General features: G+C 72.5%; 11 protein-coding genes. 6 read left to right on the forward strand and 5 right to left on the reverse strand.

Annotation, left to right across the window (positions count from 1 at the left end):
• Positions 1-167: 167 nt before the first annotated feature.
• From AB0K65_RS13460 to AB0K65_RS13470, 3 genes are read left to right on the forward strand one after another with little or no spacing between them, the layout of a single operon-like run.
• Positions 168-1,373 carry a glycosyltransferase family 4 protein gene (locus AB0K65_RS13460; protein ID WP_365716121.1) on the forward strand — a complete coding sequence of 402 codons (1,206 nt, stop codon included), beginning with the start codon at positions 168-170 and terminating at the stop codon, positions 1,371-1,373.
• A complete protein-coding gene (locus tag AB0K65_RS13465; RefSeq protein WP_365715972.1) occupies positions 1,370-3,151 on the forward strand; it encodes a lipopolysaccharide biosynthesis protein in 1,782 nt (593 codons plus the stop codon). Before AB0K65_RS13460 ends, AB0K65_RS13465 begins: the two co-directional genes overlap by 4 nt.
• The gene (locus AB0K65_RS13470; RefSeq protein WP_365715973.1) at positions 3,148-4,389 is read left to right on the forward strand and encodes a hypothetical protein; all 1,242 of its coding nucleotides are present in this window, start codon (positions 3,148-3,150) and stop codon (positions 4,387-4,389) included. Before AB0K65_RS13465 ends, AB0K65_RS13470 begins: the two co-directional genes overlap by 4 nt.
• On the opposite strand, the gene AB0K65_RS13475 is transcribed toward AB0K65_RS13470, so the two are convergent.
• Positions 4,362-5,867 carry a hypothetical protein gene (locus AB0K65_RS13475; protein WP_365715974.1) on the reverse strand — a complete coding sequence of 502 codons (1,506 nt, stop codon included), beginning with the start codon at positions 5,865-5,867 and terminating at the stop codon, positions 4,362-4,364. The genes AB0K65_RS13470 and AB0K65_RS13475 overlap by 28 nt on opposite strands.
• Positions 5,868-6,029: 162 nt before the next feature.
• Here AB0K65_RS13475 and AB0K65_RS13480 point away from each other — a divergent pair, with 162 nt between their 5' ends.
• Positions 6,030-6,566: a WcaF family extracellular polysaccharide biosynthesis acetyltransferase gene (locus AB0K65_RS13480; RefSeq protein WP_365715975.1), complete on the forward strand. Its 537-nt coding sequence runs from the start codon at positions 6,030-6,032 to the stop codon at positions 6,564-6,566.
• A gap of 5 nt (positions 6,567-6,571) precedes the next feature.
• Positions 6,572-7,714 carry a glycosyltransferase gene (locus AB0K65_RS13485; protein ID WP_365716122.1) on the forward strand — a complete coding sequence of 381 codons (1,143 nt, stop codon included), beginning with the start codon at positions 6,572-6,574 and terminating at the stop codon, positions 7,712-7,714.
• On the opposite strand, the gene AB0K65_RS13490 is transcribed toward AB0K65_RS13485, so the two are convergent.
• From AB0K65_RS13490 to gmd, 3 genes are all read right to left on the reverse strand, one after another.
• Complete coding sequence (locus AB0K65_RS13490; RefSeq protein ID WP_365715976.1) at positions 7,693-8,373, reverse strand: hypothetical protein; 681 nt, start codon at positions 8,371-8,373, stop codon at positions 7,693-7,695. The genes AB0K65_RS13485 and AB0K65_RS13490 overlap by 22 nt on opposite strands.
• 84 nt (positions 8,374-8,457) lie before the next feature.
• Positions 8,458-11,187: a LamG-like jellyroll fold domain-containing protein gene (locus AB0K65_RS13495; RefSeq protein ID WP_365715977.1), complete on the reverse strand. Its 2,730-nt coding sequence runs from the start codon at positions 11,185-11,187 to the stop codon at positions 8,458-8,460.
• A 142-nt stretch (positions 11,188-11,329) separates the two neighbouring features.
• A complete protein-coding gene (gene gmd, locus AB0K65_RS13500; RefSeq protein WP_365715978.1) occupies positions 11,330-12,343 on the reverse strand; it encodes a GDP-mannose 4,6-dehydratase in 1,014 nt (337 codons plus the stop codon).
• A gap of 143 nt (positions 12,344-12,486) precedes the next feature.
• Between gmd and AB0K65_RS13505 the strand changes: the two genes are divergently transcribed.
• Positions 12,487-13,464 carry a GDP-L-fucose synthase gene (locus AB0K65_RS13505; protein ID WP_365715979.1) on the forward strand — a complete coding sequence of 326 codons (978 nt, stop codon included), beginning with the start codon at positions 12,487-12,489 and terminating at the stop codon, positions 13,462-13,464.
• 18 nt (positions 13,465-13,482) lie between these two features.
• Here AB0K65_RS13505 and AB0K65_RS13510 read toward each other — a convergent pair whose 3' ends face one another.
• On the reverse strand, positions 13,483-14,829 hold the full coding sequence (locus AB0K65_RS13510) for a sugar transferase (RefSeq protein WP_365715980.1): 1,347 nt from the start codon (positions 14,827-14,829) through the stop codon (positions 13,483-13,485).
• Positions 14,830-15,342 lie beyond the last annotated feature (513 nt).

Raw genomic sequence — 15,342 nt, forward strand, 5'->3', positions numbered from 1 at the left:
AGCGCGAAGGATTTTCGAACGATAGCGTGCACGTTCCGTTGAGACAGAGTGAACGACTAGGGTGGGGCCTTGGTCCGGGTACGGGGAAGAGGGGGACCGGCATGGGGGAAGCAGTGAGCGACACGTCGACCGGAAAGGGTACGCCCGGCGGGCGGCGGCGTCTGCTGATGGTGTCCACCAACTACGCCCCCGAGCACGCGGGCATAGGCCCGTACGCCACCCAGATCGCGGAACACTGGGCGAGCAGCGGTCACGAGACCCACGTCCTGGCCGGAATGCCGCACTACCCCTCCTGGTCCCTCGACCCGGCCTACGCCCGCGCCTGGCGCCGTACCGAGGAGCGTGCCGGGGTCGTCGTCCACCGCAGACGCCACACCGTCCCGCCCCGCCAGACCGCCCTGAAGAGGGCCGCCTTCGAGGCCAGCGTGCTCGCCCACGGCCTGCTCGCCCCGCCCTCCATGGCCCGGCCCGACGCCGTCCTGTCGCAGATGCCCAGCCTCGCCGGCGGCATCATCGGCGCCCGCCTCGCCGCCCGCTGGCGCGTCCCGTACGTGCCCGTCGTCCAGGACCTCATGGGCGCCGCCGCCGCCCAGAGCGGTATCCGCGGCGGCGACCGGGCCGCCGCGCTCGCCGCGAGAGCCGAGAGCTACGCCCTGCGCGGAGCGGCCCTCGTCGGCGTCATCCACGAGACGTTCGTCGACAAGGTCGCCGCCCTCGGCGTCGACCGCTCGCGCATCCGGCTCGTGCCCAACTGGTCACACGTCGCCCGGCCCACGGCGCCCCGGGACCAGACCCGGGCCCGCCTCGGCTGGCGTGACGGCGAGACCGTCGTCCTGCACTCCGGGAACATGGGCCTCAAGCAGGGGCTCGAGGTCCTGGTCGAGGCCGCCCGCCGCGACCCCAAGATCCGGATCGTCCTGCTCGGCGACGGCAACCAGCGCGCCCACCTGGAGACGCTGGCCGCCGGAGTCGACAACCTCGACTTCATGGAGCCCGTCGGCGACGACGAGTTCCCCGACGTCCTCGCCGCCGCCGACGTCCTCGCCGTCACCCAGCGCGCCTCGGTCCTCGACATGAGCGTCCCCTCCAAGCTGACCTCCTACTTCGCCGCCGGCCGGCCCGTCGTCGCCTCCGTCGCCGCCGAGGGCGGAACCGCCCTCGAAGTGCTGCGCTCCGGCGCCGGAGTGCTCGTCCCGCCGGAGGACCCCGACGCCCTGCTCGCCGAAGTCCGTAGACTCGGCGACGATCCGGCGGCCGCCGACGCACTCGGTGCCCAGGGGCCCCGCCATGTCGAGGCCCACCTGACCCGGACGGCCGGACTGGCCCGGATCGACGCACTGATCGACGAGGCTCTGGGGGGTCCGAGCACGTGACACACACGCACGTCTCCGCGGTGGAGGACGACGAACCGGAACTGCTGCGGGACCAGTTCCGCCAGCTCCTGCGCTACCGCTCCATCATCGGCGCCGGCATCGGCATCGGCCTGCTCGGCGGTGTCTGGTTCGGCGTGTCCAACGCCGACACGTACGTCGCCACCAGCCAGGTCGTGCTCCGCGCCCCCGTCAACGACCCCTTCAACCCGAGCATCTCGCAGGACAAGACGCTCAACATGGGCTCCGAGCGGCAGACCGCGCTCAGCAGCAGCGTCGCCGAGCAGGCCGCCAAGAAGCTCGGCTGGACCGGCACCATCGGCAGCCTGCAGAAGGACCTCCAGGTCACCAACCCGCCCCAGAGCCAGGTCCTCCAGTTCACCTACACCGCGGACACCCCGCAGGCGGCCGCCGACCGGGCCAACGCCGTCACCAAGGCCTATCTGGACCTGCGCCAGAAGCAGTGGACCGACGTACGGGCCACCATGCTCGAAGGGCAGCAGAAGCAGCTCGACGAGGTCGCCAAGAAGCACGACCAGAAGACCAAGGAACTCGACCGGATGGCCGACGGGGCGGCTCGCGACGCCGAATACGGCGTCAAGACCAACCTGCTCAACCGCATCAACGAGCTCGACGCCCGGATCAGCCAGCTGAAGTCGCTCGACATGTCACCCGGCACGGTCATCCGCGTCGCCAGCGCCCCCGGCTACTCCGACGGACCCGGCCTCCCCATGAGCCTCGGCCTCGGCGCCCTCGTCGGCGTGGCCCTCGGTCTGCTCGCCGCCTGGGTCCGGCTCGTCTTCGACCCCTCGCCGCGCTCCGCGGGCGACGTCGCCCGCGCCGTCCGCGCACCCGTCCTCGGCACCCTGCCGCGCGGCGCCACCGACGTCCTGCTCGCCGACGACCACACCGACGCCCGGATCGCCGAGGAGTACCGCTCCGTCGCCTTCCGGCTCGCCTACGACCAGCGGTTCGCCGACCGCCGGCGCCTGCTCGTGGTCGCCCCGCGCGGCTCCAACGACGCCGCCGTGGCCGTCGCCTCGCACCTCGCCGCCTCCTTCGCCGAGACCGGCAAGGACGTCCTCCTCATCGAGGCCGACCTGCGCACCCCCACGCTCGCCGGACGCCTGCGCGCCCACGCCGCGAGCGCGCCCCGCTGGAGCCATCCGGTGGAGCCCACGGGCGCCGAGGAGAGCGGCTGGCCCTCCCGCCGCCAGCTCTCGGTGGACGCCGGCGAGTCCGGCTCCTTCGGCCTCGTCCCGGGCGAGCGCGTCCGCAACGTCGCCCGCGCCCTGACCGCGCCCCGCGTCTCCCGGCTCATCTCCGAGGCCGACTCGCCCAACTCCACCGTCGTGGTGCTGGCACCGCCCGTCCTCAACTACGCCGACGCGCTCGCGCTCGTCGACCGGGTCGACGGCGTCCTGATCGTCTGCGACCCGCGCAGCGTGCACCGGGCCGACCTCCAGCGCATCCGCGAACTCATCGCCGGCGCGGGCGGCACCGTCCTCGGCGCCGTCGTCCACACCCCCGGCCGCGGGCGCGCCGCCAAGCAGCCCGCCGGACGCCGCGGCGGCGGCCGGGGCCGCCCCCCGGCCCCCCGGCCGTCCGAGCCGGAGGAGTACGACACCGACACCGACCCGGAGACCGATCCCGTCTCCGAGCCGGAGCAGGTCGTCCCCGGTGACGGCTCCGACACCGTCACGCTGCGGTCCCTCCGCCCGAGCGACCTGCGCGGGGCGAAGTCCGCGCGGGGCGGCGACATCCACGCCGGCGATCGGTGAGACGTGCCGTCACGGTCGCCGCCTCGGTCCTCGACCAGGCGGCGTCCAGCCTCACCAACATCGCCGTCCTGGTGATCGCGGCGAGGGCGTCCACCGCGGACGGCTTCGCAGCCTTCTCCATGGTCTACATCACCTTCACCGTCCTCATGGGCCTCAACATGGCCTTCGTCGGCCAGAGCGTCGTCCTGGAGAAGGGCGAGGACGCGTCGGTCGGTTCGGCCGCCCGCGCCGCCGTCTCCTTCACGGCCCTGGCCGCCACGACCGGCGGGCTCCAGCTCGCCGTCGGCGGGGCGCTCGCCGGAGGCGGCACGGGCCGGGCGTTCCTCGCCCTCGGCCTGGTGCTACCCGTCGTCCTCGTCCAGGACGGCCTGCGCTACGCCTTCTCCGCGCTCCGGCAGCCGCACCGCGCCCTCGCCGCCGACACGCTGCGCCTCGCCTGCGCCGTCCCCGCCCTGGTCCTCCAGCCGCAGGGAGCCTCACCGGCCCGGCTGGTCCTCGTCTGGGGGCTGTCGGCGCTGCCCGCCGTGCTCCTCGGACTCGCCCTGCTGCGTCCCCGTGTGCGCGGCCTCCCCGGCGACCCGCGCCGCTACCTCCGCAAGGGCCACCTCGGACGCCGCTTCGTCGTCGAGTACGCCGTCGGCAACGCCTCCAGCCAGCTCGCCGTCCTGGGCCTCGGACTCTTCGCCGCCCCGCTCGCCGTCGGCGCGCTGCGCGGCGCCTCGACCCTCTTCGGCCCGCTCAACGTCCTGTTCACCTCGGTCAACGCCTTCGGCCCGCCGCTCCTCGGACGCGCCGGCTCCCGCCGCGCCACCGTGCGCGCCGCCGCAGGCCTCGCCGGTGTCCTCGCCGTCCTCGCGGCGGGCTGGGCGACGGCCCTGTACGCGCTGCCCGCGCACCTCGGCCGCCGGCTCCTCGGTGACACCTGGGACGCCGCCGCCGCGCTGCTGCCCGCGACCGGCAGCCAGTACGCCGTGATGGCGGCGGGCACCTGCGCGCTCGTCACCCTGCGCGTCCTCAGCCCCCGCGCCACCCTCTCCGTGCAGGTCGTGTTCTCCCTGCTGGCGGTGGCCCTCATGCTCGGCGGCTATGTCGTCGGCGGCGCGGCCGGGGCCGCCTGGGGCCTGGCCGCCGGATCGGCCCTGAAGGCCGTCGCCGCGTGGTCCCGCGTCGCCCGCACCCGCCCCGAGCCCCTCGCGGAGCAGGCGGAGGGTCAGCGCAGCACGGCGCCCTTGTCCTGACGCCAGGTGGTGACCAGGGCGATGCAGATCAGGGCGATCGCCACCCGGCCCGACGCCTGGAGCAGCGGACCGCGCAGCAGGATGAAGGAGTAGCCCGCGACCAGTGGCACCACCAGCGAGATCAGACTGCCCGGTGGCGCCCTGCGCGTGCCCCGGCGGGCGAACCGTCCGTCCACGCGCGCCGCGGCGTAGCCGAGCCCCAGCATCCCGGCGCCCATGCCGACGGCCCCGAAGTCGATCCACAGCTCGGCCCAGATCGGCGAGGACAGGTTGGTGTTGACCGTGCCCATCCACTGACCGACCATCACGCCGGTGTCCCGCGGCTTGCCCGCCCACACCGAGCGGGGCACCGCGAAGAACACGGACCCGGCGAGCTGACGGCCGTAGCGGTGCCGGCTGCCGGAGTTCACCAGCGTGATCGTGTTGGCGAACATGCCGACCTGGTCGTAGTCCTTCAGCGCCAGCGGCTCCAGCACCGACGTCGTCTCCACCGGACGGTAGTTCTTCTCGTCGTAGCGGAACCGGTCGGAGAACGGGAAGACGATCAGCGCCATCACCACGCCCAGACTGAGCGCCGAGCGGTACATCGCCGCGCTCACCGGGAAGACGGTGAACAGCAGCGAGAACATCACCGTCAGGAACCAGTACCGCGGGTTGGAGATCGGGTTGTTCACCACGCCGTTGAGCAGCACCAGGGCGAGGAAGACCGCGATCACCATCGGCCGCCGCCGGGCCCGGCGGGAGGTGACCAGCCACCGGCAGTACACCAGCAGCGCGAACAGCGCGGGGACCGTGCCGAAGCCGCGCAGGAACGCCTGTCCGGCCTGGGAGTCGGCCTGGGAGACGCCGGCCTCCTCGATCCCCGCGATGATCTCCTGACGGCTGGAGAAGAAGACCGCGGGACCGCCCAGTTTCACGACGAACAGCCCGCTGCACGCGAAGGCGAGCAGCACCAGGAAGTACAGCCGGCGCCGGTGCACGAGCGCCGGACGCTCCTCGGCCCGCTTCGACCCGCCCGGCCGGCCGCGGGCCAGCAGCGACCCCAGGTCGAAGGCGGCGCAGCCGACCAGGACCAGGGCGACCGCCATCGTCAGGTCCGAACGCGGGCCGACCACCGGGGTCGGCACCCGGCCGAGCACCGCCTGCGCCAGCGGCGCCACCCCCATCGCCATGTAGACGAAGAGCCAGAAGGATCCCTGGAGCAGCTTGCGGCGGCTCGTCAGGATCATCGCCGAGAGCCGGGCGCCGGCGTACATCGTCAGGGCGATCTGCAGGTAGTAGGCGGCGTCCCGCACACCCGCGCCCGGCTGGATCGCCACGACGAGCGGCAGGAACACCGAGAAGCCGAGCACCAGCGGGATCGACAGCGCGCGGGAGAGCAGCGTGCGCGGGGAGACCGCGGGAGCGAGCAGCAGCGGAGCGGGCACGGGCGGCGCCGGGCGCGCCTGTGTGGCCGTAGCGCGTACATCGGTCGTCATCCCGCCCCCTGGCTTCCCTGCGGCCCCGTGCCGAGAAGTCGCTGCCCCCGCCCCCGGAACCTCACGCGGCAGTCTACCGACGCTCCCCGGCCACCTCGCGTCAACCGTTAGTCTGACCTCGTCGGCACCAGGGGAGGTGCCGACGGGGGGTGAACCGAAATCATGAGGAATCTTCCGGCCTTCACACTGGCCGGCTACGACAAGGGCCGCGGTCTGCTGGTGCAGGCCCTGTGGTTCGCGGTGATGAACACGGTCTTCATGGCCTGGTTCTGCCCGGCCCGGCTGCGGGTCGCGCTGCTGCGCGCCTTCGGCGCGACCATCGGCGACGGCGTGCTCATACGGCACCGGGTCAGGGTCCTGTGGCCCTGGAAGCTCACCGTCGGCGACCACGCCTGGATCGGCGAGGGCGCCTGGCTGCTCAACCTGGAGCCCATCACGCTCGGCGCCCACGTCTGCGTCTCACAGGAGGCGCTGCTGTGCACCGGCAGTCACGACCACCGGGCGGCGGACTTCCGCTACCGCAACGCCCCGATCACCGTCGAGGACGGTGCGTGGGTCGCGGCCCGCGCCACCGTCCTCGCGGGCGTCACCGTCGGGCACCACGCGGTCGTCGCCGCCGGCACCACGCTCCACAATGACCTGCCGGAGCTCACCCTGCACACGGCCGAGGGCCGCCGACCCCTCCCGATGCCGGTATGAGCGGCCTGCGTGTCCTGCACGCCGTCACGCTGCACAGCCCCACCCACGCCTTCGGCGGGCCGGTCCGAGTGGCGCTCAACCTCTGCCGGGGTCTCGCCTCGCGCGGCCACGAGGCGCGGCTGACCGCACTCGGCGACGGTTTCGACGCGGCGGGCGGCTCGCTGCCCACGGAGGTGGAGGGCGTGCCCGCCCGCCTCTACCAGGCCCGGTCGATCCTGCCGCTCGGCTTCAGCGGCATCACCTCGCCCGCGATGCTCGCGGGAGCCGGCGCGCTGGTGCGGGACGCCGACATCGTCCACGTGCATCTCGCGCGGGACCTGGTGACCCTGCCCGTCGCGCTCGCCGCGCTGCGGGCCGGGCGCCCGCTCGTGCTGCAGACCCACGGCATGGTCGACCCGAGCGGCAAGGTGCTCGCCAAGGTCCTGGACGCCGTGGCGGTCCGCCGTGTCCTGCGCGGTGCCTCGGCCGTCCTCCACCTGACCGGGCGCGAGCGCAAGGACCTGGACGCCGTCGCCGGCGTCCCCCTGGAGCGGTCGGTACGGCTCGTCAACGGCGTCCCCGCCCAGGAGCCGCGCCCCGCACCGGCCGGGCCGCCCCGCGTCCTCTACGCGGCCCGCCTGCAGGCCCGCAAGCGGCCCACCGACTTCGTCGCGGCCGTGCCCGAGATCCTGCGCCACCACCCCGACGCCCACTTCGTCCTGGCCGGCCCCGACGAGGGCGAGCGGCCCGCGGTGGACGCGCTCGTCGCCGAACTCGGCCTGGAGGACCGGGTGAGCCGGCCGGGGCCGCTGTCGGCCGAGCGGATGCTGGAGGAGCTGCGCCGGGCGCACGTCTACGTCCTGCCGTCCGTCGACGAGCCGTTCCCGATGTCCGTGCTGGAATCGCTGTCGGTCGGCACCCCGGCCGTCGTCACCACCTCCAACGGCCTCGCACGGGACATCGAGGAGGCGGGCGCGGGCCGCGTCGTCACCGATGCCGCGGGTCTCGCCCCCGCCGTCCGCGCCCTGCTGGACCCCCGGGCGAACGACGACGCCTCCGCGGCGGCCCGGAAGCTGGCCACGGAGGCGTTCTCGATGGATGCCGTCCTCGACACGCTGCTCGGTGTCTACGAGAGGGCGCGGAAGGGTCAGGCGGGCAGCCAGGCGTAGCAGCCCGAGGAGACGAACTCCACCGTGCCCGCGGGGACCTTGGCCTTCACCTGCCCGTCGGAGCCGAGCGGCGGTCCGGAGGCCAGGACCTTCCCGCCGTCGCCGAGGGCGCGCCAGGAGCACGCCGGGTCGGTGGTCAGCGCGCGGTACGTGCCCGCCTCGGGGCTCTTGGTGGTGCCGTCGGGGAAGCCGGTGCTCGCCGTGGCGAGCAGCGGCTTCTGCGCCGGGCACAGGTGGGCGACCGTCGCCTCGGCGTCCTTGATGTCGCCGGCGATGATCGCGCCGACGGCCGCGTCCTTGTCCCGCTTGGCGGTGCGCTCCAGGCGCTGGCAGGACTCCTGGCCGGTCTGCAGCACGGCGGCGGGGTCGGTGTCCTTGGGGACGCGTCCGCTCAGATAGGACTTCTGGTCCTTGGTGAACGAGCCCGTGACGGGCTTGAGTTCCGAGTCCGGCACGACCGGTCCCCTGGACGCGGAGGGGGTGGGGCCGGTCGGCGCCACCTCGGTCTGCCGGTCGGGTACGGCCGCCGCCCGGGACGGGCCCGCCGTCGGCCGCCCGTCGGCCTTGTCGTCGCCGGACGACGAGCAGGCGGAGAGGGCGATCAGGGCGGCCACCACGGCCGCCGCGGCGGCCGGGCGCCGGTGAAGTGGACGACGCATGAGGGAGCTCCTGTGGTACGTCGGCCGCGGGGCCCCGGCTGAGCCGGGCCCCCGCGGCCTGTCATGAGGTGTACTGCGTGCCGCTTACGGGGCGCCGAAGGTCAGCACCAGCTGCGGAGTGCCCTCCGAGGCCGCGGCCTCGGACGACCAGATCCACAGCGGGTCGGTCCCCACGCTGGTCAGCGCGACGCTGTACGAGCCGCCGAGCGCCGCCGAGAGCGCCGAGGTGTCCAGCGCGGCCGAGTAGATCGCCGAGCCGTCCGTGGCGCCGCTCAGCGTGCCGATCGGGGCGGGGGCGAGCGCGGGGCGGTTGGTGTAGGTCACCGCGGCCTCGGTCCACGCTCCGGTCACCGGGACGACGGACTGGCTGTCCGCCGAACCCGCGCCGGTCATCGTGGTGGTCTTCACCGCGAGACGGGCGCTCTTGAGGACGGTGCCGGCCGGGGCGGACGGCAGTGTGAACCGCAGGTACGACTCGTACGCCGAGGTACCGCGCACCGCCATGGAGCTGGAGGCGCCGTAGTTGGTGCCCGGCGCGCCGGCGTTGACGTAGCTGTCCTCCGTCGCGGTCACGGTGCTGACCGTGTCGGCCGGAGCGGTGGCCAGGCTGTAGTGCTTGGCGACCTGCGCCGCGGTGAGCGCCGACGGGTAGACGGCGGCCTCGTCGAGCTGGCCGGCGAAGAAGCTGCTCGTCGGACGCAGCGGCCAGCCGGAGAGGTTGTCGGCTCCGACGTGCCAGTAGCCCGCGTACTGCTGGTTGGTGGTGACGTTGTTCGAGCCGGCGAGCTGGCCGTCGATGTACAGCCGCATCCCGTCCGGGCCCTGGGTGCCCACCGCGTGGTGCCAGGCGCCGTTGTTGTACGAGCCCCACGAGGTGAGGGTGCGGGTGGTGCCGGTGTAGACGCCGAACACCACGTTGCCGGTGTTCGTCATGTACAGGTGCTTGTCGTAGCTGCCGCTGTTGCGGGTGGTGTTGTTGCCGAAGCCGATCAGCTTGCCGCCGCGGTTCGTGGTCGTCTTGAACCACGTCTCGACGGTGAACGAGCCGGTCACGTTCTGGCGCTTGTCGGTGTGGATCTGCTCGTCCGTGCCGTTGAGGGTCACGGCCGTGGAGGCTCCGGTGACGGCGGCCGGGGTCTGGCGCAGCGCCGGGGCGTTGACGTACAGACCGCTGTTGTCCGCGTTCGAGGAGTCGGCGGCGTACGGCGTCGTCGACTCGTCGAAGCGCCAGTACAGGCCGGCACCGTCCGCGACCACCTGGGAGGCGTACGGCTCCGGGGAGGTCGGGACGGTCACCGTGGACGTCGCGGACAGGGCGCTGGTGTTGCCGTCCGCGTCCGAGGCCGTCACCCGGTAGGTGTAGGTCTGGCCGGGGGTCACGGCGGTGTCCTTGAAGGAGACCTGCGGACGCGACCAGTGCAGGGAGTCGCCCTCGACGGTCGCGACCGGGGTGGCCGCGCCGTTGCGGTAGACCTTGTACGTCAGCTTGGAGTCGTCCAGGTCGAGGCTGGAGCGCCAGCGGACCTGCACGGCGCCGGGTCCGACGGCCGCGGCGCTCGCCACGGGGACGGTCGGCGCACCGGTGTCGGGACCGGAGGAGAAGCGGGTCAGGCCCTGCGCCGGAGCGCCGTTGGCCGTGGTGAACTCGCCGCCCACCCACATGTACTTCGTGGTGCCGGTGCCCGAGATGGCGAAGGCGCGCGGGCCGATGCCCTCGCCGATGCCGTCGTTGGTGTCGGGGAACCAGCCGAGCTTGCCGGTCGACGTCGTCGGCTGTGCGAGCAGGTGGTAGCGGCGTCCGTCCGGGAACTCGCCGACGCTGGAGCAGTCGTGCGCGTGCGAGGCGCTGTAGAGCACGCCCTCGTACGAGCGGACCGCCTGCGTGGCGCCCAGGCAGGTGTCGCGCCAGCGCTGCTCGAAGTCCGAGAGGTTCAGGGCGATGCGTCCGTCGAAGACGCCGCCGCCCGTGCCCTCGTTGCCGGTGTAGAAGCCGGTCGCGTCGGTCTCGATGTCCTTGACGACCGAGTTCTGCGGGATCCAGCCGTTGGGGTACGCCTTCGTCACGGCGCCGCTGGTGGCGTCGACCACGGCGAGGGCGTGCGAGTTGGCGCCGTTGACGCTGAAGAAGTCGCCGCCGAGCAGCACGTGCTGCCCGTCGGGGGTGACCTCGACGGCCCGGCCGGGCTCGTCCGCGTCGGCCCGGAACGGCAGCAGGGCGCCGGCGGTGGTGATGGCCGCGAACCGCTCGCGGGTCTGGCCCTCGACGGTGCCGAAGTCGCCGGCGGCGTAGAGGGTGGTGTCGGTGACGGCGAGCGCGCGGACCGTGGCGGGGAAGCTCGGCGTGAAGCTCGCCTTCGGCGTGCAGGTGGCGATGTCGATCGCCGCCACGCTGGAGACGGGCGTGCCGTTGACGGCGCCGAAGTAGCCGCCCGCGTACAGCGTCTTCTTGTCCGGCGAGACCACGAGGGTCCGCACGGTGGCGGTGCCTTCGCCGACCGTGAAGGACAGGGAGCAGTCGGTGGGCGCGCCCGTCGCCGCGTTCATCGCGGCGAAGTTGACGGCGCCCTTCGGGGTGCCGGCGCCGCCCTCGGGCGGCCGCACCTCGGAGAAGGTGCCGCCGACGAAGACGGTGTCGTTCGCCTCGGCGAGTGCCCAGACGATGCCGTTCGTCTGCCAGGTCGGCAGATCGTCCGCGGTGAAGGCGACGGGCGGCGTCAGTGCCGCGGCCGTCGGGGCCAGCAGCGAGCCGCCGGCCGCGACCGCCGCCCCGACGGTGAGGACGAGGGCAGAGGTGAGCCCCCAGGTTCTACGCAATGTTCCCCCCAGGCGTGATAGCCCAGTACATGTGGCGCGAAGTCGTGCCATGCGATGTGATGAATGCGAACCATATGACGAACCGGACGGCATTGTTGCGCACTTGACCAAGCCGGTACGTTGCACCTGCTGAAAGCGCAGGTCAGCGGTCTATTCGAACGGTCGCGCCAGCCAGCTGATCCTGGACAAGACGGACATCCGCGTCCACCATGATCCGCGCCAGTTCCTCCACGAGGACGGCAGGCTTCCAGCCAAGTAGATCGTTTGCCTTGCTCGCGTCCCCGATCAGCGCGTCGACCTCGCTCGGACGCTCGTACTTCGGGTCGAACCGTACGAACTCCGCCCAGTCGAGACCGGCGTGCGAGAAGGCCGTCTCCAGGAACTGCCGGACCGTCGCAGCGACTCCGGTCGCCACCACGTAGTCGGTCGGCTCGTCCTGCTGGAGCATCCGCCACATGGCGTCGACGTACTCGGGGGCGTACCCCCAGTCCCGGACGGCGTCGAGGTTGCCCAGGTAGAGCCGGTCCTGGAGACCGGCCTTGATCCGCGCCACGGCGCGGGTGATCTTGCGGGTCACGAACGTCTCGCCGCGGCGCGGGGACTCGTGGTTGAAGAGGATCCCGTTGACGGCGAACATGTCGTACGCCTCGCGGTAGTTCACCGTGGCCCAGTACGCGAAGACCTTGGCGGCGCCGTACGGGCTGCGCGGGTGGAACGGCGTCGCCTCGTTCTGCGGCGGCGGCGTCGCGCCGAACATCTCGGACGACGACGCCTGGTAGATCCGCGTGTCCACGCCGCTCGCCCGGATCGCCTCCAGGAGCCGCAGCGCGCCGAGGCCCGTCACGTCACCCGTGTACAGCGGGGCGTCGAAGGAGACCCGCACATGGGACTGCGCCCCGAGGTTGTAGACCTCGTCGGGCTGGATGTCCCGGAGCAGGTTGACCAGAGCGACCCCGTCCGAGAGGTCCGCGTGGTGCAGCACGAACGACCGGTTCTCCTGCTGCGGATCCTGGTAGACGTGGTCGATCCGCTCCGTGTTGAAGCTGGACGAACGGCGGACGAGTCCGTGCACCGTGTAGCCCTTGGACAGCAGCAGTTCCGTCAGGTACGAGCCGTCCTGACCGGTCACGCCGGTGATGAGTGCGGTCTTGCTCATGCGTGGTGCCCCTCCCGAACGGACCGGCCCCCAGCCGGTCCGTAGCGTGCGAATATCCCGTGACATACGGGTCTGTGATGGAACAAGAAGAAAATCCGGATCTGGTGTGTTGTCGTCCCCGGCGGCCTGGCATGATCCGGACCATGACTCAATCGACGACCGACCCGACGACCGACCGGACGGAAGCACCGTCCTACCTGCCGGAGCGCGCCCGCGTGTTCGTCGCGGGGCACCGCGGCCTGGTCGGCGCCGCCGTGGCCCGTCGGCTGACCGCGGACGGGCACGAGGTGATCACCCGTACCCGCGCCGAGCTCGACCTCCGCGACGCGGCACGCACCGCCGATTTCCTCGCCGGAACGCGTCCCGACGCCGTGGTCCTCGCGGCCGCCAAGGTCGGCGGCATCATGGCGAACAGCACCTACCCGGTGCAGTTCCTGGAGGAGAACCTCCAGATCCAGCTCAGCGTCGTCGCGGGCGCGCACGCGGCCGGGGTCGAGCGGCTGCTCTTCCTCGGCTCGTCCTGCATCTACCCCAAGCTGGCACCCCAGCCCATCCACGAGGACGCGCTCCTGACGGGCCCGCTGGAGCCCACCAACGAGGCCTACGCGCTCGCCAAGATCGCCGGCATCGTGCAGGTCCAGGCGTACCGCAAGCAGTACGGCGCCGCCTACATCTCCGCGATGCCGACCAACCTCTACGGACCCGGGGACAACTTCGACCTCGAGACCTCGCACGTCCTCCCGGCGCTGATCCGCCGCTTCCACGAGGCCCGCGAGGAAGGGCGCGAGGAGATCGTGCTCTGGGGCTCCGGCACCCCGCGCCGCGAGTTCCTCCACGTCGACGACCTCGCCTCGGCCTGCGCCGTCCTGCTGCGGTCGTACGACGCCGACGAGCCGGTCAACATCGGCTGCGGCGAGGACCTCACCATCCGCGAACTGGCCGAGACCGTCGCCGACGTCACCGGATACCAGGGCCGGCTGGCCTGGGACACCGGCAAGCCGGACGGGACGCCGCGCAAGCTCCTCGACGTGTCCCGGCTGAGCGGCCTCGGCTGGAAGCCCAGGATCGCCCTCCGGGACGGCATCGCGTCCACCTACGCATGGTGGCGTGCACAGAACTGAACCCATGGGACCGGCCCGTCAGTACGCTCCGCGACCGTCGACGACGGCGCGGAACGTACGGGCCATGACGTCGACGTCACTGGTGAAGGACCAGTTGTCGACGTAGTGCAGGTCCAGCTCGACGGTCTCGTCCCAGGACAGGTCGGAGCGGCCGCTTATCTGCCACAGACCCGTCATCCCGGGCCGCACGGAGAGCCGGCGCAGCTCCACGTCCCCGTACCGCGCCACCTCCTCCGGCAGCGGCGGACGCGGGCCGACCAGCGACATCGAGCCGAGCAGCACGTTGATCAGCTGCGGGAGTTCGTCGAGCGAGGTGCGCCGCAGCAGCCGGCCCACCCGCGTCACACGGGGGTCGCGGCGCATCTTGAACATCAGGCCGTCGTGCTCGTTGGCGTGCGACAGCTCGGCCTTGCGGGCGTCGGCGTCCACGTACATGGTGCGGAACTTCCACATCACGAACGGGACCCGGGCCTGACCGACACGGATCTGGCGATAGAAGACCGGCCCCGGAGAGGTCAGGCGCACCGCCGCCCCTATCCCGAGGAACAACGGCGACAGGGCGAGCAGGCCCAGCGCGGCGCCCGCCCGGTCCATCACGGACTTCAGCACCTGCTGCACACCGCTGCGCACCGGCGGCGCGACCCTCAGCAGCGCCATCCCGGCCGCCGAGGTGGTCTCCAGTCGCTTCACGGCGAACTCCACGAGACCGGGCGCCAGCGCGAGCTCCTTGCCCGCGTCGTGCAGCCCCCAGGCGAGCCGGCGCAGCCGCTCACCGGCCATCCGGGCACCCGCCGCGACCAGCACGACGTCGGCCTCCAGCTCGCCGGCCGCGGCGAGGACGGGCGTGGTGTCCCCGTCGGCGGCCTCGGGCATCAGCACCCCGAGCCGGGCCGCCACCGGGGCGCCGGTACGGACCGGCCCCTCACCGATGGCGACGACACCGACCACCACGTACGGATGCTCGGTGCGGCCCGCGAGGTGCTCGGCGACATCACCGGCTGCACGGGGCTCGCCCAGGACGAGGACCCGGGTGACGACCTGCGCCTCCCGCCGGGCGGCGACCAGGTGGTGCCAGGTCAGCTTCGTGCAGGTCAGCGTGAGGAAGGGCGCAGGCAGCAGCGCCGCCAGGCACAACAGCGCCGGGTGGTGCAGATCGGCGGCGGCCCGCACCACGGCGAGCACGCCCAGCAGGATCAGCCAGTCGTGCAGCACCGGCAGGCTGCCCCGGGACTCGCCCAGCTCGCGTCCGGCGTACCGGCGCCGCAGCGCGCGCACCCCGACCCAGGCCACAGCGGCGACCACCGGGCCCGAGAGGGCGTACGGCTGCCGCTCGGCGTGCAGGATCAGCGCGGTGGGCAGCCCCACCCCGAGGACGTCCACCGCCAGCGCGAGGACCGGATACCAGCGCGCTTTGGCACGCGGATGAGGATGGACCGGTCGTGGACCGGTTCCAGTGCGGACAGAATGGGTCTCAGTTGTACGGGCATGCCACATGTACCCCCCCGGCACGTGTCGACGTTCGCGGCTGTACTCGTCGGGCCCCTGACCGATGAGCAAGCGTCGCAACGCGGAACAGTACGACAAACTCGCCCACGTCCGCTGCGGTTCACGCGAACGACCTCAGAAGGTGATGGCGTGTTCATCTCGTGACAAGGCGGCCCGCGTCCGCATGACCGACCGCATAATACGCTCACGGAGGCGGAGTTGGCGCACGTGAGGCGGGGAGAGGAAGCTCCCGGACCGCCCGAGGGAAGGCGAGCCTCACCTTCCCGGACGCCCTCACTGTGGCGCAAAGCACAGTCATCCGGGAGTGGCCGTCCCGATCGGCGGAAGGACTTTCTGGACGAAAAGGAATTCGCCCGCCGGCGGACGGCGAAG

Source organism: Streptomyces sp. NPDC053755 (genome assembly GCF_040677675.1).
In the GTDB taxonomy this organism is placed as follows: domain Bacteria; phylum Actinomycetota; class Actinomycetes; order Streptomycetales; family Streptomycetaceae; genus Streptomyces.

Bases quoted from the DNA above. Each gene is read 5' to 3' on its own strand.
- gmd (WP_365715978.1), bottom strand. From the start codon at position 12,343: ATGAGCAAGACCGCACTCATCACCGGCGTGACCGGTCAGGACGGCTCG.
- AB0K65_RS13480 (WP_365715975.1), top strand. From the start codon at position 6,030: ATGAGGAATCTTCCGGCCTTCACACTGGCCGGCTACGACAAGGGCCGC.
- AB0K65_RS13475 (WP_365715974.1), bottom strand. From the start codon at position 5,867: ATGACGACCGATGTACGCGCTACGGCCACACAGGCGCGCCCGGCGCCG.
- AB0K65_RS13460 (WP_365716121.1), top strand. From the start codon at position 168: ATGGTGTCCACCAACTACGCCCCCGAGCACGCGGGCATAGGCCCGTAC.
- AB0K65_RS13505 (WP_365715979.1), top strand. From the start codon at position 12,487: ATGACTCAATCGACGACCGACCCGACGACCGACCGGACGGAAGCACCG.
- AB0K65_RS13490 (WP_365715976.1), bottom strand. From the start codon at position 8,373: ATGCGTCGTCCACTTCACCGGCGCCCGGCCGCCGCGGCGGCCGTGGTG.